A 21,299-nucleotide genomic window follows, 5' to 3' on the forward strand; every position below is an offset into this window, starting at 1 on the left:
CCCCTCTATGGCCGTGAAACATTCAAGCATAAATATTCCATTTTTCCCCCATAATAGTAAAAAACGATGAGGTGAAGAAAATGGGACTGCTCAACTCATTTAATCAGTGGAAAGAGAATAGATATCAAAATCATGTGACGAATATGAAAGACCAAGGGAAATGTCCTGATTGCCAGGGTCGGGGTTATACCGTCTACCCCTATAATGAATTCGCTTACTTTAATTCATTCGAATGTCCGGGATGCCAAGGCAGCGGTCATTACACCGATTGGGAAGAAATGAAATAAATAAAATCCCTTCTGTTAGATGAAGGGATTTTTCTATCGAATGACTATCGCTTTTTAATCAGGCTTTGATTGTCTTTGGATGTTCTTACCTCAACCGTTAAAGAACCATTTTTGACGATTGCTTTCAAGATAACTGGGACACCGGTTGTATTTTTAAATCTAAAATCCTTGCCGCCATACGAAACAGTGGCATCCCTTCCTGTCGGCACGTAGCCAACATGCAGGGAGTGATTATGCTTTTCAATATAGCTGACGGCAACCTGATCAATCGCGTTATATAAAGTGGAGGATGTTTGACATATGCCACCGCCAATCCCATCTACCAATTTACCATCGATAATTTCCTTTGCTGGCTGGTATCCATGCTCGGCATCACTTGGACCAACTATCGAGTTAAACGAAAATGAGTCACCCGTTCCGACAATAACATTATTGATTGCTTCTGCTGATAGGGAAATATTTTTGTTTCTACCTGCTGCACCAGTACTAAAATACGTTGTGTAGGAAGCAATGACCACTTCACCAAGCTGCGCAGCCTCCTCTTGCTGGTAGCCGCTCTCAGTTACATACAATGGAATTTCTACATCTCCGCCCTTTGCTGAAATCTGCATAATCTTATCAGTTAACTCCGCTTCATCAAGGATGGTTTGCGGTGTTCCTTTTATCACCTGACCGTTTGCATCCAGCCGATCGAGAGTCATTCTTTGGTCGTACCCCTGTGTTTCTTTTGTCCCTCTCGCCAGCTCCCTTGTTATTTTCCCTATTTCTGCTTTGTATCCTTCCTCGTCTTTTCCAAAACCTAAGTCCTTCGTATTAAAGGTTCTAACAATGCCTTTTGTATTGGGGTCAATAATATTGACGTAAATAGGCCTTGCTTCTTCCTTTTTTCTCCGCTCTTCTTCCAGTTTCTTATCTTCGATTTCTTTTTTCTCTTTTTCAATTTTCTGTTGTTGCTCTGCTGCTTTTGCTTTTGCTTGTATTTCTTTCGTTGTTTGTTCCGAGCATCCAACTAAACCGAGTAAACTTCCAGCTAGCAAAATTGTTAGTAACCTTGTAAACATTCTCTTTTTCCCCAACTTTTCTCGTATTTTAACAATCATAAACTATTTATATACTATTGGACGCATGCAAATGGAAAATCGTTTCATAAATTCTCCTATTCTATTCCATTTTTATTTCAAAGCTCTGTAAATGTTTTAATCATTTCGTAACATTTGTTTTATTTTATCACTTCGACGTGATAAAAATATCACATTTCCTTTAATAAATTTATGGAAACTAAAAAATAGCCGTTAAGGACTATGAATAATCATAGGGAATAAGTAAATAGTAATAAATAAATTTGCTCATTTATTGGAGGTGTGAAAATGTCTGTTTATGTTTATCAAACGTTTGTCATTAAACAGGAGAAATTTAAGGAGGGAATTGAAAATTTAAAGGAGATTAAAAATTTCAGGAATGAAAATTATGATCACAAGGTAGAGATATTAACACCTGTTTCTGGAAAGGATCATACATACGCCCTTCTATCAACTTATGAAGGTTTAGCAGAAATGGAATTACAAAATAAAAAAATGTTTGATGATGAGGAGTACCTAAAATTAATTGGAGATTTTTTTCTCGAAAATATTGCTCAAGATAGTATGTATACACAAATCTACCGATCCACGATTGAAAAGAAATAAAAAGCCGGCACTAATCTTTTTTAGCGCCGGATCAAAAAACAACAGCTACAAGCTGACATCCGTTTTAATAAATTTTTTCTATACTAATTGGCTAGCAAGTGAGATGCCTAACGAGGCAAGGCGGTTTTCCATTTCAACATCTGCGCCTGCCGTTAATGAGGCGAGTGAGAATGCGTGGCGAATAGTTACTTTGCCCTGTGAGCCAGCTTCCTCAGTCAGATCTGCCAGGCGGCGAATGGCCTTTAAGCCAGTTTCGCCTCCTTCATGAAGGTGAATATCAATGCCAGCGTTGTAGTCTACCGCAATTTGTACCATCGTTTGTACCGATTTCTACATATCACCGCCTTAAATAGTTTTACGCTACAGCTCCGCCTTCTTCTTTTTTTGAATTTTGGGTATGCTTACTGCGATCCATCAAGTATTTCACTACAAATAATCCGCTAATCATTAGGTATGCATAGACAAATTGCATGGATGCAGGCTGCGCAAAGCCAACTGTTCCAGCGTGGATAATTCCGAATAGCGAAAGCAAAGATGCAATTCCCGCAGCAATCGCAGCACGAATTGGTTGATTTTTAATAGCAAAGATCGCTAGACAGCCCCACATTAAACTACTGATTGGTGCACCATTACCAAGATGGACTAAACCATTATAATACACACCCTTGGCAGCCAGTACCTTAGCACCAACTGCTTGCCCAGTTGTTCCAGCCGCAGATAAAACATTATTTGCTAATGATAGTGCCCAGTTGGCAATCCACGGGAATAAACAAATGAATATAACTGGCACTTCAAGTTTTGGAGTTTCACGGACAACTTGATTGGCCGTAACGATACCTACATATACCAAGATTGGTACGATTGCTACAACTGGAATAATGGATAATAAAAGAGCGCCTATTCCAAATAGCGAAATGATCAGCATCGAAGCACCTGTTGCAATGGTATAACCCAGTCCTGCACCCATGGCTTTCCATCCGGCATGACCAATGTAAACTGTGACTGGATAAGGGTTACCTGCAAATGCTCCGATGCAAGAGGAAATACCATTGGCTAGCATGACTCTGCGTGTTTTGTATGGATCACCTGCAGCGTGAGCACTCTCAATATTTTCTAAATCAAAAATATAATTGGCCAGGCCTAGCGGAACCGCTGAAGCTAGATAAGGAAGAGCATGCGGTATTCCAGAAAATACACTAGTTATATGTACTTCAGGGGGATTAAAGCCTAAAGTATGGAGTGCAGCAGTAATAGCAGCGGGATCTTGCAGACCAAAAATCCAAGCCAATGCTGTTCCTGATGCTAATAATAGAAATCCTGTTGGAATTTTCGCAAATATAGGTGACTTACCGAACCAATTAAGAAAAATAATGATTAGTACGACAAACGCTACTAAAGGAGTTTCAAACGATTGGAGCATGGGATTCATAGCTAATAATAATAAGCCGAGACCAGATAAACAGGATAAAAGGACTGTCTTTGGAATGATTTTTCTTAGTGTGTCTCCTATAAAGGCACCAATGATTAAGATTGAAGCTTCAAATAAGCACCACACCAATGCGATTGAGAAAGCAAAGTTGGCGTCATTGGTGGTCTTATAAACTGGAAGAATAACCAAAAAAGTAACTGTAAATATGGAAGGGGCACTTGGACCTGATGGTAACGCCGTGATATCCATTCTTCCTGTTTCCTTCACGAGCATACGGCCAAATACAAAGTAACAGCAGCTAGCTAAGAAAATTCCCAGACCAAATCCCGGAACAATCCTTCCGTAAACAATTTCTGAAGGAAAGCCAACTACAAAAAGTAATAACGATACCATTGTCAATAGATTTGTTAAATTGTTCGCGAGTAATCCAAAATAAGCTGCCCAATCTCCTTTTTGCCACAACTTTAATGTTTGCTCCATTTCATTTCACCTCTAATTATTTTGGTAAACACGGTCAAGCCTTTTTCAATTCTTATTCCATGAATCCTAGATCTTAAGCCTCCTTTTTTTAATTCCTGACGAATGATTTTCGAAAAGCAAATACATTAAAAAATTTACTGAAACCTTTATTACATTGGAAAACCCTTACAAGGATAATTTTAGTAATAGTTACTGCAAACGTCATTGTCTACAACCACCAAAAAGCAAAGCTATCATTTAGGCATGTTATACAAAGGAGTTTGTACAAATTTTGTCCTAGACAAGTAAAATTTGGTTGGTTACTTTGTTGTATATTTAATGAATTGCGTCCCTGTATTTGGTAAACTAAATTGAATGAAAATCATCTTGTATTCACTATCATGATAGGACGTGAAATATAGATATGAAAGAAACAGTTGTTTATAAGAAAAATGATCTTTTTGAAATTAAGGCTGATTTTCATGGGATTCCCCATGATAACGCACCTGTTGCCGTTTATATTCATGGAGGCGGCCTTGTTTGGGGAACAAGAGAAGAGATCAGTGAAGACATGATAAAACTATACACGGATAATGGAATTGCCATATTTTCGATTGACTATCGACTGGCTCCTGGGACAAAACTTCCAGACATTCTTGAGGATATACAGGACGCTCTTCATTGGTTAGAATTAGAAGGACCAAAGCAGTTTTCAATTGATCCAAAAAGAATTGCCGTAATCGGAAGTTCAGCAGGCGGTTTCTTAGCACTTTCTGCTGGAACATTTATTCATAAGCCTCGTGCGATTGTCTCTTTCTATGGATATGGTGATTTAGTAGGTATATGGGCAATCACCCCCAGTAGTTTTTACTGTCAAAAAGATATGGTCCCAAAAGGGGTTGCTGCATCACTTGTGACGGACCAGACAATCACAGAAGCTTCAATAGAGGAGCGATTTCTCTTCTATGTGTATGCAAGACAGCATGGAACATGGATTGAGGAAATCACAGGCATCCGTCCAGAAGGTAATACAGAAGTACTCAGGAAGTATTGTCCCATTCACAATATAACTAGTGATTATCCGCCAACGCTTCTCTTACATGGAACAAAGGATACTGATGTTCCTTATGAACAGTCTGTTTTTATGAGGGCTGCCATTAAAAAAGAAGGAGCCGAAGCAAAGTTAATCACAATTCCAAACGGTGAGCATGTATTCGATAAAGATTTCTATAATCCAGTTGTCCAAAATGCTCTTAAACAGGTCATTGACTTCCTTCAAACTCATCTTGCCAATAACTAAAAAAGTCCGGCGCTGTCATCGACAGGCTGGACTTTTTCGATTCATTGATTTATTTGTTTAGTTTGTGGAAATGCTCCCATAGGTCATCACAATCTTCTCTATCTTCCACTTTTATCATGTTAATGACACTATCGTCTTCTCCTGCTAAATATTGGCGCAGGTGCATGTCTGAGAAACCATTCTTAGCAGCGTCATCTCTTGTGCTGCAGTAGTATACATCCTTGATACCAGCCCAAATCATAACAGATACACACATTGGACATGGCTCACAAGTAGCATAAACAACACAATCTGATAAATCCATAGTTCCTAATTTTTTACAGGCTTCTCTTACAGCTACCATCTCTGCATGTGCAGAAGGATCCGTGTCTCTCATCATGGTGTTGCTTACTGCTGCAACCACTTCATCGCCTCGGACAATCGTTGCACCAAATGGTCCGCCAACTTTGTTCGCCATTCCAACAATTGTTGCATCTGCAGCTAATTTCATAAAATCCATATTAAAAATCCTCCTTAACCCATGAATGGGATTAAAATGTTCTAATATCTAAGTTGCATTCATTTTTTACTCTATAACGGGACCAATATTATCTTTCTTATTAACATAAAGTTTATATACTAAAAACGCTGCCATTAGTAGATATCCCCAAACGAAAGGCATAGCAATTTCTTGTGCAAGTCCGAGAGTGCTAGTATGAATCGCACCAACAAACGTTAAAACAGCTCCAAGTACTGCAGCTATTATGCCTCCAATAGGCGTGTTTCGGATCGTAAATACTGCTATACAACCCCAAATAACACTTGTAATAGGAGCACCATTACCTAGGGCAACCAAGCCATCGTAGAAAAGTCCAGCATTGTGCAGGGCATGTGAAGAAACCTGATCGGCACCATTCCCTACCGACATACCAGTAGCTGAAATTGCATTATTAACGGCAGTAAGTGCCCAAGTAGCAACCCATGGGAAGAAACATACAAAGATTGCCGGAGCTTCAAATTTCGGACTTTCTTTAACAACCTGATGCCCTGTTACAATCGCAATAAACACGAGCATAGGAACAATAGCGGCAATTGGGACAACAGCTAGCAACAGACCCATAAGACTAAAAATCGATAATAGGAATATGGCAGCGGAGCTAGCAATAGAATAGCCTAAACCTGCACCAACTTCTTTCCAACCAGCATGACCTACATATACGGTTACTGGGAATGGGTTACCACAAAGGCCGCCAATTGCTGAACAAATACCGTTTGTAAGCATAACGTCTCTAGTTTTATATTCATCTCCACAAACAGCAGCAGCTTCAACGTTTTCCAGATTAAAAATGTAGTTTGATAATCCTAGCGGTACAGCAGTTAATAAATATGGTAATGCAGCGTTAAAACTGTCGGCAAACCCATTTAAATGTAACATAGGTGGATTAAAGCCAAATGATTTTAGAGCTTCAGTAACATCAGCAGGATTTTGATACCCAGCGATCCAAGCAATTGCAGTTCCAATTACAATCAATAATAAACCCGTAGGTATTTTCTTAAAAATTGGATGTTTACTTAACCAGTTCATAAAGATAATAATAATTGCAACAAATGCCACTACTGGCATTTCAAAGGATTGCAGCATTGGGTTCATACCCAAGAATACAAATGCCAAACCTGCTAAGGCTGCTAGCAATACAGTTCTAGGGACAAGCTTTCTGATCGTTTCACCGAGGAATGCACCTATTATTAAAATAGCAGCCTCAACGAAGCACCACATCACAGCAACTGTTGTTGTGAAAGCAGCATCCTTTGTTTGATGATAAAGAGGAAGCATAATCACAAAGACGATAAGAAAAATACCAGGTGAACTAGACCCTGATGGTAGTGCGGTAATATCCTTTCTACCTGTTTTCTTTGCTAATTTATAGGCAAAATAAGCAAACATAATGCCAGATAGAAGTACAGCAAACCCAAAGCCAGGTACAATTCGATTAAAAATAAACTCTTTTGGCATTCCAACTACAGCAATTAATAATGAAATCATAACCAAAAAGTCTGTTAAAACATTCACGAACAAACCGAAAGAAGCAGCAAAGTCTCCCTTTTTCCAAAAAGATACATGTCCCATGTGAAATTCTCCTTAAAAATGTATTATAATTAATACAACTAAAATCTAAAGGTAGCCGTTATCAATTATTTCAAATTGACAATATGCGTACCTGCCTTTTCAACGATTGCATCTTTTAAACTTTCAGGATCGGTAATTATTACCCTAGAACCATTCTTTTCTAAAAAGCTTAAACTTGCTTCGACTTTTGGAAGCATACTGCCTGGAGGGAAATGACCTTCAGCCGTAAACTGCTTTAATTCCTCAACGGTAATTTTTTCTAGGGCTTGTTGATTAGGTTTTCCAAAATTGATACACACTCTTGAAACACCAGTTGTAATAATTAACGTTTCCGCTTGAACTTGTTCTGCTAATAGGCTAGTTGCAAAATCTTTATCAATAACAGCATCAATGCCTTCATACGTATTATCAGCATTCTTAACGACAGGAATTCCACCGCCGCCAACTGCAATAACAACAAAGCCTGCTTCAATCAACGTTTTTATGGCGTCCTTTTCTACAATATTAATTGGTTTTGGAGAAGGTACTACTCTTCGATAACCACGGCCTGAATCTTCGATAAAAATCCAATCTGGATGTTCTTTCTTCATTTCTTCTGATTGCTCGAGAGAGAAAAATGAACCTACTGGCTTAGTTGGATTTTTAAAGTTAGGATCATCACCGCTAACTTCAACTTGAGTAATCACAGTTGCCACTTTTTTGTTAATTCCTCTTCTAGCAAATTCATTAATCAATGCCTGCTGAATTTGGTAGCCAATCCCGCCTTGAGTATCCGCACCACAATTTACAAGAGGTACTACTGGCATACCTGCTACTTCATTTGCTATTTCAGATCTTCTAAGACCAAAACCTACTTGAGGTCCATTTCCATGTGTAACAACAACCTGGAAGCCTTCTGCAACCATATCAGCAATATTAACGGCTGTTTCAGTTACAGCTTCATATTGTTCCTGAACAGAGCCACTTCCATCTTCTCTTACTAATGAATTTCCCCCGATAGCGACGATAACCAATTTTTCCACAATTATTCTCCTGTCTTTTCACTAATTGAAATGTTTATTAAGTAACTCTATCGACTGTTCCTTATGCAAATGATACAAAGGATTCGTAGGGTCATGTTCGATGGCATTCTCTATAGCCTCTATTGCCTCCTGATGTTTACCTAATGACCTCAGACTATTTGCCTTATGAAATGAAAAATCATATCGATGCGGCTGTAGTGAGAGCAGCTGATTCATTTCATTCACTGCTTCCTCGTGCCTGCCCAATTCTCTTAAATAATTGGATTTGTGATAGCGATAAAACGTCTCATTAGGATTTAACTCACTAGCCTTATCATATTCAGCCAATGCTTCTTCAGCTTTGTTCATCAATCTTAAACAATTGGCTGTGTAGAAATAGAAATCCAAATCATTTGGATTGAATGCCAATGCCTTGTTGTACTCATCAAGTGCCTCTATATATTTCTTTAATTCTTGTAAGCAATATCCCTTATAAAAGTAGAGGTCAAGATTACTAGGATCATTTTCAATAGCTTGATTGATTACCGTAATTGCATCCTCATACTTATTTTCCGCATAAAGTTTTTTTACTGACCGAATGACTTCGTTTTCTTCTGTGAAATCCCTGTTGAGAATTTTCACAACCCTATCATGTTTAAGTTCTATAGCATGCTGCAAGGATGATTTTCCGTCCCGATCCGGCAGATTTACGTCTGCACCAGCTTCTACAAGCATTTCGATGATATTTGAGTATAAACGGCCTCCATTGCCCAAAATAACTGATTCAAGCAGTGCAGACCACCCTAAATTGTTCACATGATTTACAGGAACTCCTGCTTCTAAACATACCTGAACAGTTTTAAGATATCCCTTCTCACTAGAAGGTAACAATGCAGTGCCGCCAAATCGATTCACACTTTTTAGATCCGCACCAAAATTCAGCATCATACTCAGAATTTCATGAAAGCCGTTTGCTCCTGAACAAATAAAGGGCGTTAGTTGAGTAATGTCCCTTGTGTTAACGTCACTGCCTGCTTCTAGTAACAATTTAACCGCTGAGATTTGATTTTTTTGTGTTGCCGCCATCAGGGCTGTACGGCCATTTTCATCTTTAAAGTCAATGCTCGCGCCTTCTTGTAAAAGCCGTTGGGCAACATCCACTTCTCCTTGTTCACTTGCATAGATAAGATCCATGTTTAAGGAATTCTTCTCCATCTAAATTCTCTCCTATTCTCATGTCTATCTTTAGCCTTTTGAAAAAATTTTTAGGGAAGAATTGCAGACCATTGATTGATACATTGGGCTTTCTATTCTTCCCTAAACTAGTATTTTTTAATGAATATTTTCTGTTAAAGTTAACAATGCTTTTTCAAATGCTTCAACTGGCGGATGGGTAATACCCGCACCAATCATTCCAATTCCAGCGTCTTTATGGGCAATGGCCGTATTAATAATAGGCATGATTCCTGTTTGAATGACTTTTCGTACATCGATCCCCGTTGGAATACCCATGAAATCAAGCAATGGAATCGTCACATTCGGATTTTCAGTTGTTGTGATTTCTTTCATTTGTGTTGAAAAACCGATAGCGTCCTCTACTGTTCCGCCTACTAATGCAACGATTGCAGGAGCTGTCGCCATCGCAAACCCACCAATACCATATGTTTCAGTAATCGCACTGTCTCCGATATCAAGCCCAGAATCCTCCGGCTTGTAACCTGCAAACATTGGGCCAATGACCTTTTGAGCCGGTCCAGTAAACCAAGTATTCCCAGGCATCCCACTAACACGGATTCCGAATTCTACACCATTACGTGCCATAGTGGTTACGATTGTACTATTTTCAATTCCGTGTGCAGCATCAAGCGCACATTTAGCCATAGCCATCCAAGTAGGACCAGAGAAATAATCACTGCTGGCAACAAAGTCAAAGACTTCTTTCTTCTGTTCGATTGTATAATCCGTTTGTAAAATGTATGGAGTTAATGCTTGAATTAAAAGGGTTGTTCCTGCAACATTTCGGTTGTGGCATTCATCACCCATGTGAAGCGCTTGTGCAAGCATTAAACGTAAATCGATCCCTTTTGGATTTAGTTTCATCGCATCTCTTAAGATTGGACCAAATACATCGCGCATCCATACTAATCGATCAATAACACTTTGATCGTTCGCACCCATCCGAAGGATTTTTGATAATTGTTCACTTAAGTTAGTGTACGCAATATTTCCGTATGTTTTATTTTCAACAATGTGCATAAACATCGAGGCAGATGTGACACCAGCCATGGAACCAACACAGTTGTGTTCATGACAAGGTGAAAAAGTAATTTCTCCTGATGCCGCAAGTTTAGCTGCCTCTTCGATATCCTTCGCTAGCCCTTCAAAGACAATAGCACCAGTAACAGCACCCTTCATTGGTCCATTCATTTTATCCCAAGTAATAGGAGGTCCCGCGTGAAGGATTGTTGTTTTCGTCATTCCAGGTACGCAATTTATAGCTTGATCGTACCCAATTAACACTGGCTGTGAATTAATAATTCTTTCAACTGCAAGCTTATTCGCTTCTTCGATTTTTTCCAACATCGCAGGATCTTCTAGTTTATCAAGCGCAGCAATTAATTCAGGGTTACCTCTTCCTGGCGGTGTCCATTCTAAATGAATGACTTCAGAACCTTGTTGTGTTAAATCATCTTTAAAGGACTCGATTCCTACGTTTATGACATATGGCTTACTTTTAAAAAGATCGTTAATTCTACTCATGGCTATTCTCCCTTCACTACAAATTCTCTAGCTAATAGTCCAGCGTTTTGGCTGCTGCTTGCATGTGTTACGCCTGCGGCTAATAACTTATTAATTTGCTCATCAAGATTTTGAGGATCTAATTCTGTTCCTAGAACATATCCGATAATTTCTAAATGTCTACCTTCATCTTCAGCCAGTTGTTTGGCTTCAATCATTGCCGGAAGAAATGCCCCGACTGGGTCTTCGTGTGCACCATATCCTAATACAAAGTCCATTACAATGACACCAACAGATGGATCCTTTGCTTCTTGCATGAATCTTTCAAGACGAGTAGCAGGATCAATCATTGGATGCGGCTTGCCTTGTGTATATTCATCATCACCGAAATCGATAAATGTGTGCTCTTGGCTTGAATATCTGTCTTTCAAACGAAACTCTGGATTTCTTTGAATGTTGCTGTAGACATTATCGAATTTCTCCATCGCTGCATGCATGGCTTCATCGCAAAGAGTTCCGCCGCTGAATAATCCACGAATATATTTCTGTTCCGGCGTTAATTTTGTACGAACCTCTTCAATAAGCGGAATGTTTAACGCACGTTTGTTGAGTTTGCTTTCATCAGCACCAGCTAACAAGACTGCTTTAAGTGCTGCTTCTTTAGACATTTTCGCAAAATGGCCGCCAGCCTCAGTGATTTTTTCTTCATCACCGCCAATAAACCAAACAACTACAGGCTTTTTACATGTTTTAATTTTGGCTAACACTTTCTCTTCGACACTTGGTGCAGGTGGCTTTGAAACAAGGACAATAACTTTAGTGGCTTCATCGTCTTCAAGTGCTTGGATGCCGTCAAGCATCATGATGCCGCCTACTTCTTCTTTTAAATCTCTTCCGCCAGTTCCAATCAGCTGTGTAATCCCGCCGCCAAATTCGTGAATGCGGACGCTTACTTCTTGGCTGCCAGTTCCGGAAGCAGCGACAATTCCGATATTTCCTTTTCTAACTGCATTTGCAAAACAGAGTGCTACATTACCAATAATGGCTGTACCACAGTCAGGCCCCATCATCAATAAGCCTTTTTCATGTGCTATTTGCTTTAATTCAATTTCATCTTCAATACTGACATTATCGCTGAACATCATGACATTTAAGTCATTTTCAAGTGCTTTCCTTGCCTCTCTTGCGGCATAAGCCCCATTCACAGCAATAATAGCTAAATTTGTATCTGGATTACTTTGAGCCGCTGACGAGATAGTAGAATATTTAACTTCACTTTTACCTTTAGAAGTACTCTTTTTCGTAAACAACTCATTAATGCCTTCGAAAGCGTTTTCGCACAACTCATCTGTTGCCGCTTTTACGACAATAATAAGATCGCTTGTTTTGGCTTCCTCCACTTCCGGAGTCATTAATCCGACATTCTTCATTACCTCTTTATTCATTTCAGTACCCATTGCAATAATGGCCTGGTCAACACCATCAATTTGATTTGCTTTCGTTGACAGTGACATTAATGACACTGAATCAAAATACGTGTTTGGTTTAATCAAAGCTTGTACAGTCATAATTTACCTCCTGCTTTTAATTTGGTCTCCAGCCCACAGACAAGACCTAAGGAAATATCTGTTCCGGATGAAGATCCGATGGATAGTACTTTATTTAAAGAGAGAAATAAGTCTTCTTCGTTCCCAGCGATTAAGGACTCGATTAAATTAATGATAGACTCTCTCACTTTCCCAGTTGCTGCTTTTTTCAAAGCCATGTAGCTAATGTCATTTGTTAAGGTCTTTGCATGCTTTAGTACATCTTCACAAAATGAACGCTGGGCATAGAAGGGGCTGTTTTTCATATTAAAAACGGTAAAAAGCCCTGTTAAAAAATCATCACCAGACGGAGTCAAACCCGGTCCTAAACCAATAAGCGAAACCGCATGCGGTATTGCTAATGACATATGATTATTTTCTAATTCGTTCAAAAGTAAGTTCTTTCGCTTTTCAAGCATCTTGGACATTTCAGCTTCAAAAGGACCTTGGGCTGCCATTGGTCTTTTCATCCCTCCGGCCTTTCCATAACTGTCGATATATTCCTTCATCCGTTTAACATTACGAGTAAGGATTTCTATATTATTCGGGTATGTCGGGATCATACTTTCCCACTTAACAGCTTTATTAATAGATAATGCGAGTTTATTTTCAATAATCAAGGCTTGATTTTCAACCGTTACCTTATCATTTACTTCGATACCCATTAAATTGATATACTCCACATCAATGATTAAAGTATTGGGCCCATTGTCTATTTTTCTACTGGCAATTGTATATAGTTCATCATTCTCTAAACACTGAATATTAAGTGTCCGATTAAATGTACTATGCACAAAACCACTGAAGCTGGAATGAGTAATTCGCTGAATAAATTCAACATCACCAGAAATTGTTTCTCTCACGCAAAACACCTCATAGACCTAGACTGTTTTTTGTCTAATCTAATTTGACTGGAATAAGCCTCCTTTATTTGACAAACTTAAGACCTTACATGATTATTTTAGATATATTGCATAAAATCGTCATCGTTTAATCAATCCAAAAAGATTTGAATTCAATTGTGCAACATATACAATGGATTGTGATAATATTTTGACAGAGGAGTGAGAAGACTTTGCTTACAGTTAAAGATTTATTTGAAATAAAAGCGATTGACGGAATAAAAATTATCGCCGGGGAAAAAGGGATCAATAATGAAATATCAATCGTAAATATTATTGAAAACCCTGGTGCATTTGATTGGCTTTCTCCTAATGAATTGCTTTTATCAACTGGCTATATTTTTAAAGATAACGAAGAACTGCAAAATAGGATTATTAAGGAGCTATCTGAAATTAATTGCGCTGGGCTCGTTGTCAAAATGAAGCGGTACTTTGATAAACTCCCGCAAAATATGATTGACCAGGCAAATAAGTATGGTTTACCACTAATTGAGTTACCCTTCGAATATACCCTGTCCAGAGTTATTTCGATAATTAATGAGAAAGCATCTGGGAGATATGATTTACTGAACCGAAAAACGTTAGACATGCATAATTTATTTTTTAGGATTACGCTTGAAGGCGGCGGGATCGAAAGGATCTCTTCCTTATTATCCGAAACCATCAATAACCCAATCATTTTTGTTGATAAGGATTGGAAATTGCTCCATTTCACGGAGCACAAGGATAACAAAGTGCCGCTTGCCTACTGCTTTGATTTAATAAAAAATAGACCGATTTTCACCCAAGCGTTCATTGATTCCATTCCGGATAATATTAATGAAATGAAGAAGTCCATTAAACGAATTTATCATTTGGAAGCCATGGAAATTAAGTGCCGCATCTTACCCGTCGCCGTTGCAAATTATCTATACGGATATATAATTGTTTGGCAAACCGTACGAGAACTATCGGAATTTGATTATATTATCCTTGAACAGGCTTCCACGATTATGGCACTTGAGATGATAAAAGCAAAAGAGATTGAGGATGTAAAATTAAAAATTAGACAGGATTTCTTTGATGATTTGCTCACAGGAAAAATAACTTCTAGTGAATCCATTCAATCACTAAGCGAATTGCATGGTTTAAATTCACAATATAAGTATTTTTGTATGGTAATAAATTTTGATACAGCGGACCTTGAACGGTACGAGGATATAGTGGCAAGGAAGGTTCAGTTAGAGAATAGAGCTAGAAAATGTGTGGATCTAGTTTATGAACATTCAAATTTAGCAAATGGAGAGATTACATGCTTTTATCGTAACAATCACATTATCATTTTAATTGGTCAAAATGAAAATAAGCCTACGATAACCTTGAATGAAGCAAAACAGTACGGAAATGAACTTTATCATGTTCTGACTAACCAAATAAAGAATACATCTTATTTAATTGGAATCGGCAGACAATATGAAACAATCCATTCACTTCACAAGAGTTTTTCAGAAGCAAATGAATCAATCAGACTCATGCAAAAGTTTAATGACCGTGGAGGAGTCTCCCATTTCGAAGATCATTCTATCTATCATTTCTTGGACAGTAACATTAAGGACATGGAATTAGAGGACTTTTTCATGAAACGTCTCGGAAAAATATATGAACATGATCAACTTCATGGGACAAGTTATATCATCACATTAGAGAACTATTTTCAAAATAACATAAATATAAGCGAAACGGCAAAAGCCATGTTTTTACACAGAAACACGCTCATCTACCGTATCGAGAAAATCAAGGAAATCCTTAACACAGACCTAAAAAACTCAGAAGAACTACTGCAAATCCAACTTGCTCTAAAAATCTTTCGACTATTAAACAAAAAACTAAAAGAACACAGATAAAAACATAAAGAAGGTGCCTAACATAATAAGGGTGTCAGGCACCATTTGTTAAAAAGCGGAATTTAATTAATGTATTGTCTATCTTAATCCCGATCTAGAAGGACAGCGCCGGCAATCCCAGGCTCTGTCATTTCATAGATATTTAAGATCAGATCTAATTCTTCTTCAGTTAAAACATCATGCTGGAGGCATAGTTCACGGACCGATTTACCGCTGATCGTCGCTTCTCTGGCAATTCTTGCTGCTACTTCATAGCCTAAGTGCGGATTGACGGCAGTGATAATGCCGACACTCTTTTCGACGTATTCTTTAAGTCTGGCTTCATTTGCTTCAATCCCTGCCAAACAGAAATCGGTGAAAGAACGGAACCCATTGTTCATGATGCTGATCGATTGCAGCAGGTTAAAGACTAATACCGGTTCCATTACATTCAATTCAAGCTGACCTGCTTCAGACGCAAGACAGATGGTATGATCGTTTCCAATCACCTGGAAGGCAATTTGATTGATCAGTTCCGGCATCACAGGGTTCACTTTTCCAGGCATGATAGAAGATCCCGGCTGGCGCGCCGGCAGTGAAATCTCAGCAAGCCCTGCGCGCGGGCCAGAGGCCATCATTCGCAGGTCATTAGCGATTTTAGACATATTCATCATACACACTTTTAATGCAGCAGATACTTCTGTATAGGCATCCGTGTTTTGCGTTGCATCAACAAGATGCTCGGCATTCACCAGTGGCAGCCCGCTAATTTCAGCAAGTTGTTTGACGACATCCTTAATGTACTTAGGGTCTGCGTTTAACCCTGTTCCTACTGCAGTTGCCCCCATATTAACTTCATATAAATTGTCCTTAGAATTTGAAATCCGCTTCATATCCCGTTCAAGTACACGAGAATATGCTTCAAATTCTTGGCCAAGACGAATCGGAACCGCATCTTGCAAATGGGTACGGCCCATTTTGATAACGTTTTCAAACTGTTTCGCTTTACTCTTGAAAACTTTGTGCATATCTTTCATCGTCTCAAGCAATTTTCCAAGAAGGCTTAGTGTGGCAATATGAATCGCAGTTGGAAATACATCATTTGTCGATTGTGACATATTTACATGACTATTTGGGCTTAGATGGAGATAGGCACCTTTTTCATGTCCAAGCAATTCAAGAGCACGGTTAGCGATTACTTCATTTGCATTCATGTTCATTGAAGTCCCAGCTCCCCCCTGGATCGGGTCTACAATGAATTGATCATGCCATTTACCTTCAATGATCTCATCGGCTGCTTGACTGATGACATTTCCAAGTCCGCTATATAGGCGTGTTGTATTCATATTAGCAATGGCCGCAGCTTTTTTTACCATTGCCAGCGCTTTAATTAACTCACCGTTAATTTTATAACCCGTAATGGGGAAATTTTCAACCGCTCTTAGGGTTTGGATCCCATAATACGCCTCTACCGGTATTTCCTTCTTACCTAAAAAGTCTTGTTCCATTCTTTTCGTGTCCACTATCTTCTGTCTCCTGTCTTTATTATGTAAAAAGCATCTATTTGGATAAAGATTTGATTCACACAATGATAATACCAGTTAAAACTGTTTCTGTCTCTCCTTTTCACTATTACTTCATTATAAATATAAAAAATCTCAGGGAGAGTTAACAGTTGGTGGACAACAAGGTATGCCATTCAATAGAAAAATGGAATTATTTATAAACGAAACCAAAATTTTACCACGATAATTTTTTCCATTTTACACAAACTATATATAACTAATTTTTTCAAAAATTGAGGATTCCTGACACAATGGAGTCTGTTCATAAACAATTGCAAATGATATGATATTCTGCGAGATTACTAATTTACAAGGATGAAAAAGATGCATAACCTACTTTTGTTCGCAATGATCTCTACTCTACTGCTTTCCGGTTGCAGCATAAAAGTTGCAAGCGCAAAGAAAAATCCTCATGAGGCAACAAATACTGAGAGTGCCAAAGGATATAGCAAGGTAGCTCCACCAACAAAAGAAATACCTGAGTTTAAACCTCAAGCAACCATTTCTTTCTCTCCCATTACGTTTGCCTCCACAAATGTACGATTATCATTAAAAGATCGTGCAATGGATATGCCAGAGGTTCAATACCAAATTTGGCGGACGGCAGACGGTCGGGATACTATGAAAACGTTCTCGTCCATACAAGAAGAAACTGACTTTTTAATTGGCTTTGATTTGAAGGAATTTTCGGGACAGCGGGGCGAATATCAGATAGAGGTGTACGGTGTATTCGATGGGGAAGCACAAGAGCTTCTTGCAAAATCCACCATGACATTTCAGCAGTATGTACCTATTCTAATGTATCACGCCATCGATGATTACAAGGGAGAGGGCTTGAAAGATTTGTTCGTAACTCCTGCGAATTTTGAAGCACAAATGCGCTATTTAAAGGAAAACGGCTATACACTCCTTACGTTTGAGCGGTGGGACGAAATAAATAAAGTAAACAAGCCCATCCTTGTTACTTTTGATGATGGGATGAAAAACAACATGAATGCTTTTCGGATTCTTCAGGAATTAAAGGATGAAAGGTTCCAGCCGGCAGCAACAGAATATGTCGTTGCTGGAAATATTGACAGCAGCCCCTATTATTTGTCTGCAGATGAAATAAAAGAGATGGCTAATTCAGGGATTTTTTCGATCCAATCCCATACGATGTCACATGCTGATCTTCCGGAAATTAAGAACTTTGAAGAAGAGCTAAAGACATCAAGGATAAAACTTGAACAATTAACGGGTAAACCAGTTATTGCCATAGCCTATCCATTTGGTCATTTTAATCAACAAGTAGTGGAAGAAACGAAAAAATATTATCAATTTGCTACGACCACAAGACCTGGGCAATTTATAGAAAAAAACCGGCCGGATGAAATGGTGCAGATGTCGCGCGTCCGAATTTCTTACTCTACCACACTGAAACAGTTTGCCGCTTTAACGGCACAAAGATAGGAAGCTTTTACAGCTTCCTTTTTTATATCCTTGATTATCACCTGGTGCTAGCCAATGTTTAAAGGGACGCTTGATTAAACTTCTTTAAAAGTTGGCCGAATACCTTCCGTTCCTCTTCCGGCCAATCATTTATTAGCTCTGCAATTCTTTCCAATCGCGCCTGTTTATGATCGTTCAATTCCTTTGTTCCAAGCTCCGTTATTTGAAAAGAATAGGCCCGTCCATCTAACGGATCAGGAATTTTATACAAATACCCCTTATGCTCTAATGCGGCTGCTTGTCTGCTGACAGTAGAAATATCTAACTGAAACTCGCCAGCCAACACCTTAACCCCGACTGCCCCTTTTGTAGCAATGCGGCGGAGCAATAAGTAGGCAGATCTGTCAAGATTCCACTTTTTTTTATTAGTTGAAACGGATGTAGTCCGGCGTATTAGGATTGCCAGTTCAAGTTCAATCATTTCCAAAGACTGTTCATGCATGTGCATTTCATTAATACCTCACTGATAAACTTTTCTTCTTTTTTACTATGATAACACAATCGCCAAAGGATGGAGAAACGCTTCAAAGTCCCCACGACAAGAAAACACTATTGACGCAGTGGAAAATAGTTGTATAATACAAATATATAGTTTCATTATACAACTATTTACAAAAAATAAAAAAGGGGAAATGCGTATGTCATCAATACCACCAATTATTCCTTCAACACCAGAGATAAAAGGAAGTTTATTCACTCAACCAAAGGCTATCTGGGCCGTATTTTTTGCCTGTATCATTGCTTTTATGGGAATTGGCCTTGTGGACCCTATTCTACCGGCTATCGCTGAACAATTGCATGCCTCCCATAGTGAAGTTACCTTGCTTTTCACCAGCTATAACGCGGTGATGGCTGTTGCCATGCTCATTACGGGAATGATTTCCTCAAGGATTGGGATTAAATGGACACTTCTTGCCGGCATTGTTATTATTGCCATTTTTTCTGCCCTTGGGGGATTATCCAACGGCATTTGGACACTCGTCAGTCTCCGGGGCGGCTGGGGATTGGGGAACGCTTTGTTTGTGGCAACAGCATTAGCCGCAATCGTCTCCCTATCCAATAGCGGCACGGCAAAAGCCATTATTTTGTATGAAGCGGCTATTGGACTTGGCATATCAGTCGGTCCGCTTCTTGGAGGCTGGTTAGGTGCCATGTCCTGGAGAGGCCCATTTCTTGGCGTTGCCACACTAATGATTATTGCCTTTATCGGGCTATTCTGGCTGATGCCAAAAGCCCCGAAGCAAGATTCCGAGCAGCCGAAAACATCTATATTAGATCCATTCCGTGCCTTAAAACACCGTTCTCTTCTTGTTTTCGGCATCACAGCCGCTTTATACAACATCGGCTTTTTCACCCTGCTTGCGTATGCACCATTTGTCATGGGATTGGATGAACATGGCTTGGGATTTGTATTCCTTGGCTGGGGCATATTGTTGGCCATCACCTCTGTTTTCATGGCTCCGAAGCTGCAACAGTGGTTTGGAACGGTTAAATCCATGTGTGCCATGTTAATTCTGTTCGCCTTGCTATTATTCGCCATGGGTATTTGGTCATCAACGCAATGGGTGATTATTGCCGCCGTTATTGCCGCCGGTGCCTTGCTCGGAAATAACAATACATTAATCACAACCGCTGTCATGAACGCAGCACCTGTTCAACGTTCAACAGCTTCAGCTGCTTACAGCTTCCTTCGCTTTATCGGGGGTGCAATTGCCCCATTTATGGCTGGAAAACTGGCAGAAATTTATAACCCTTCCGTCCCTTTCATCGTCGGAGGCGGATTTGTGCTGATCTCGGTTCTATTTATCTTAATCAATAAACAATATGTATCGCATGTAGATGAGATCGAATCTGGCCATTAATACTACTCAAAGGATCTGCCTTGCAGATCCTTTTCCTTTTCTCACCCAGCTAATGAATATCACGTTTCTTAAAACGGCCGCCCCGCACTTCAGATATGTCCGCTATCGCCAGGAATGCCGTTGGATCAATATCCTCTACGATTGTGGTTAATTTGGATTCTTCCAATCTGGAGATGATACTAAAAATGACTTTTTTACTGTCCCCTGTATAAGCACCTTGACCTTTAAGATAGGTTACGCCCCGGCCTAAGCGAGCATTTACTGCATCCCCAATTTGTTCAGCTTCATCACTAATAATCCAGACAGATTTCGTTTCTTCCAGGCCTGCTACAACCGTATCAATGGCCTTAGATGCGATGACATAAGCTAACAGTGAATACATTGCACGATCCCAGCTAAAGACAAAGCCTGCTGCTCCTAGAATAAAGAGGTTCATAAACATGATGATCTGTCCGACTGAAAAAGGAACTTTTTTATTAATGACAAGTGCCAGTATCTCAGTCCCGTCTAAAGCACCGCCATTACGAATGACTAAGCCTACTCCAATACCCAAAATCATTCCGCCAAAAAGGGTGGCAAGGAGAATATCATCTGTAAAAGCAGGAACGGGATGAAAAAAGGAGGTAAAGATGGATAAAACGATAATTCCGTATACAGTAGAAAAAGCAAAAGTTTTTCCCATTTGTTTATACCCCATATAAACAAACGGCAAGTTTAGTAAGAATAGAAAAACCCCTAATTTCCAGCCGGTTATGTGTGACAGCATGATCGAAACTCCGGTTATACCCCCATCAATAACGTGGTTTGGAACTAAAAAGATCTCCAGTCCTGTTGCCATGAGAATTGCACCAATGGTGATAGCAATTACGCGAAAAATAACCCTGCTGAGGGGCAGCCTTCGATGTTGAACATTATCTTTTATTAAATCTGTCATTGGACCACACCTTATCGTTAGATTTACTTTTATATTATTTTCCTAAAAAGAAAAGAATTTTATTTATCCGTTAATAGTATTATATCATATTTT

At 39.2% G+C, this 21,299-nt stretch carries 18 protein-coding genes; 5 read left to right on the forward strand and 13 right to left on the reverse strand.

Features of this window, described 5'->3' with window-relative positions; genetic code table 11:
* Positions 1–331: 331 nt before the first annotated feature.
* Positions 332–1,348, reverse strand: a complete 1,017-nt coding sequence (locus tag ACO1D1_RS08045; RefSeq protein ID WP_423335526.1) for a VanW family protein — start codon at positions 1,346–1,348, stop codon at positions 332–334.
* Between the two features lie 306 nt (positions 1,349–1,654).
* Here ACO1D1_RS08045 and ACO1D1_RS08050 point away from each other — a divergent pair, with 306 nt between their 5' ends.
* A complete protein-coding gene (locus ACO1D1_RS08050) occupies positions 1,655–1,972 on the forward strand; it encodes a hypothetical protein (RefSeq protein WP_423335527.1) in 318 nt (105 codons plus the stop codon).
* 78 nt (positions 1,973–2,050) lie between these two features.
* On the opposite strand, the gene ACO1D1_RS08055 is transcribed toward ACO1D1_RS08050, so the two are convergent.
* On the reverse strand, positions 2,051–2,287 hold the full coding sequence (locus ACO1D1_RS08055; RefSeq protein WP_423335528.1) for a hypothetical protein: 237 nt from the start codon (positions 2,285–2,287) through the stop codon (positions 2,051–2,053).
* 40 nt (positions 2,288–2,327) lie between these two features.
* Positions 2,328–3,881, reverse strand: coding sequence for a xanthine permease (locus ACO1D1_RS08060; protein ID WP_423335529.1), 1,554 nt, complete (start codon positions 3,879–3,881; stop codon positions 2,328–2,330).
* Positions 3,882–4,284: 403 nt separating this feature from the next.
* Between ACO1D1_RS08060 and ACO1D1_RS08065 the strand changes: the two genes are divergently transcribed.
* Positions 4,285–5,160, forward strand: a complete 876-nt coding sequence (locus ACO1D1_RS08065) for an alpha/beta hydrolase (RefSeq protein WP_423335530.1) — start codon at positions 4,285–4,287, stop codon at positions 5,158–5,160.
* Positions 5,161–5,209: 49 nt separating this feature from the next.
* Here the strand turns inward: ACO1D1_RS08065 and ACO1D1_RS08070 are convergent, their stop codons facing one another.
* The 7 genes from ACO1D1_RS08070 to ACO1D1_RS08100 form a co-directional block, all read right to left on the reverse strand.
* Entirely contained in the window at positions 5,210–5,659 is a 450-nt protein-coding gene (locus tag ACO1D1_RS08070; protein WP_423335531.1) for a nucleoside deaminase, read from the reverse strand.
* A gap of 66 nt (positions 5,660–5,725) precedes the next feature.
* Positions 5,726–7,267, reverse strand: a complete 1,542-nt coding sequence (locus tag ACO1D1_RS08075; protein ID WP_423335532.1) for a xanthine permease — start codon at positions 7,265–7,267, stop codon at positions 5,726–5,728.
* 65 nt (positions 7,268–7,332) lie between these two features.
* A complete protein-coding gene (gene arcC / locus ACO1D1_RS08080) occupies positions 7,333–8,289 on the reverse strand; it encodes a carbamate kinase (protein WP_423335533.1) in 957 nt (318 codons plus the stop codon).
* A 21-nt stretch (positions 8,290–8,310) separates the two neighbouring features.
* Positions 8,311–9,483: an ankyrin repeat domain-containing protein gene (locus ACO1D1_RS08085; RefSeq protein WP_423335534.1), complete on the reverse strand. Its 1,173-nt coding sequence runs from the start codon at positions 9,481–9,483 to the stop codon at positions 8,311–8,313.
* Positions 9,484–9,600: 117 nt separating this feature from the next.
* Entirely contained in the window at positions 9,601–11,028 is a 1,428-nt protein-coding gene (locus ACO1D1_RS08090; protein WP_423335535.1) for a DUF1116 domain-containing protein, read from the reverse strand.
* A 2-nt stretch (positions 11,029–11,030) separates the two neighbouring features.
* Positions 11,031–12,575 carry an acyl-CoA synthetase FdrA gene (fdrA, locus tag ACO1D1_RS08095; RefSeq protein ID WP_423335536.1) on the reverse strand — a complete coding sequence of 515 codons (1,545 nt, stop codon included), beginning with the start codon at positions 12,573–12,575 and terminating at the stop codon, positions 11,031–11,033.
* Positions 12,572–13,456, reverse strand: a complete 885-nt coding sequence (locus tag ACO1D1_RS08100) for a DUF2877 domain-containing protein (RefSeq protein ID WP_423335537.1) — start codon at positions 13,454–13,456, stop codon at positions 12,572–12,574. The genes fdrA and ACO1D1_RS08100 overlap by 4 nt, the downstream gene beginning before the upstream one ends.
* A 212-nt stretch (positions 13,457–13,668) precedes the next feature.
* Between ACO1D1_RS08100 and ACO1D1_RS08105 the strand changes: the two genes are divergently transcribed.
* Positions 13,669–15,378: a PucR family transcriptional regulator gene (locus ACO1D1_RS08105; protein ID WP_423335538.1), complete on the forward strand. Its 1,710-nt coding sequence runs from the start codon at positions 13,669–13,671 to the stop codon at positions 15,376–15,378.
* 83 nt (positions 15,379–15,461) lie between these two features.
* Here the strand turns inward: ACO1D1_RS08105 and aspA are convergent, their stop codons facing one another.
* Positions 15,462–16,865: an aspartate ammonia-lyase gene (gene aspA, locus ACO1D1_RS08110; protein WP_423335652.1), complete on the reverse strand. Its 1,404-nt coding sequence runs from the start codon at positions 16,863–16,865 to the stop codon at positions 15,462–15,464.
* A 381-nt stretch (positions 16,866–17,246) separates the two neighbouring features.
* Between aspA and ACO1D1_RS08115 the strand changes: the two genes are divergently transcribed.
* On the forward strand, positions 17,247–18,371 hold the full coding sequence (locus tag ACO1D1_RS08115; RefSeq protein ID WP_423335539.1) for a polysaccharide deacetylase family protein: 1,125 nt from the start codon (positions 17,247–17,249) through the stop codon (positions 18,369–18,371).
* A gap of 58 nt (positions 18,372–18,429) precedes the next feature.
* On the opposite strand, the gene ACO1D1_RS08120 is transcribed toward ACO1D1_RS08115, so the two are convergent.
* On the reverse strand, positions 18,430–18,852 hold the full coding sequence (locus ACO1D1_RS08120; protein ID WP_423335653.1) for a MarR family winged helix-turn-helix transcriptional regulator: 423 nt from the start codon (positions 18,850–18,852) through the stop codon (positions 18,430–18,432).
* Positions 18,853–19,048: 196 nt separating this feature from the next.
* Between ACO1D1_RS08120 and ACO1D1_RS08125 the strand changes: the two genes are divergently transcribed.
* On the forward strand, positions 19,049–20,272 hold the full coding sequence (locus ACO1D1_RS08125; RefSeq protein ID WP_423335540.1) for an MFS transporter: 1,224 nt from the start codon (positions 19,049–19,051) through the stop codon (positions 20,270–20,272).
* A gap of 49 nt (positions 20,273–20,321) precedes the next feature.
* Here ACO1D1_RS08125 and ACO1D1_RS08130 read toward each other — a convergent pair whose 3' ends face one another.
* On the reverse strand, positions 20,322–21,206 hold the full coding sequence (locus ACO1D1_RS08130) for a YitT family protein (RefSeq protein WP_423335541.1): 885 nt from the start codon (positions 21,204–21,206) through the stop codon (positions 20,322–20,324).
* Positions 21,207–21,299: the final 93 nt, after the last annotated feature.

The organism is Neobacillus sp. 19 (assembly GCF_049463095.1).
Lineage (GTDB): Bacteria > Bacillota > Bacilli > Bacillales > Cytobacillaceae > Neobacillus.

Coding starts and splice junctions, on each gene's coding strand:
- ACO1D1_RS08045 (WP_423335526.1), bottom strand. CDS start 1,348: ATGTTTACAAGGTTACTAACAATTTTGCTAGCTGGAAGTTTACTCGGT.
- ACO1D1_RS08050 (WP_423335527.1), top strand. CDS start 1,655: ATGTCTGTTTATGTTTATCAAACGTTTGTCATTAAACAGGAGAAATTT.
- ACO1D1_RS08055 (WP_423335528.1), bottom strand. CDS start 2,287: ATGGTACAAATTGCGGTAGACTACAACGCTGGCATTGATATTCACCTT.
- ACO1D1_RS08060 (WP_423335529.1), bottom strand. CDS start 3,881: ATGGAGCAAACATTAAAGTTGTGGCAAAAAGGAGATTGGGCAGCTTAT.
- ACO1D1_RS08065 (WP_423335530.1), top strand. CDS start 4,285: ATGAAAGAAACAGTTGTTTATAAGAAAAATGATCTTTTTGAAATTAAG.
- ACO1D1_RS08070 (WP_423335531.1), bottom strand. CDS start 5,659: ATGGATTTTATGAAATTAGCTGCAGATGCAACAATTGTTGGAATGGCG.
- ACO1D1_RS08075 (WP_423335532.1), bottom strand. CDS start 7,267: ATGGGACATGTATCTTTTTGGAAAAAGGGAGACTTTGCTGCTTCTTTC.
- ACO1D1_RS08085 (WP_423335534.1), bottom strand. CDS start 9,483: ATGGAGAAGAATTCCTTAAACATGGATCTTATCTATGCAAGTGAACAA.
- ACO1D1_RS08090 (WP_423335535.1), bottom strand. CDS start 11,028: ATGAGTAGAATTAACGATCTTTTTAAAAGTAAGCCATATGTCATAAAC.
- fdrA (WP_423335536.1), bottom strand. CDS start 12,575: ATGACTGTACAAGCTTTGATTAAACCAAACACGTATTTTGATTCAGTG.
- aspA (WP_423335652.1), bottom strand. CDS start 16,865: ATGGAACAAGACTTTTTAGGTAAGAAGGAAATACCGGTAGAGGCGTAT.
- ACO1D1_RS08115 (WP_423335539.1), top strand. CDS start 17,247: ATGCATAACCTACTTTTGTTCGCAATGATCTCTACTCTACTGCTTTCC.
- ACO1D1_RS08120 (WP_423335653.1), bottom strand. CDS start 18,852: ATGCATGAACAGTCTTTGGAAATGATTGAACTTGAACTGGCAATCCTA.
- ACO1D1_RS08125 (WP_423335540.1), top strand. CDS start 19,049: ATGTCATCAATACCACCAATTATTCCTTCAACACCAGAGATAAAAGGA.
- ACO1D1_RS08130 (WP_423335541.1), bottom strand. CDS start 21,206: ATGACAGATTTAATAAAAGATAATGTTCAACATCGAAGGCTGCCCCTC.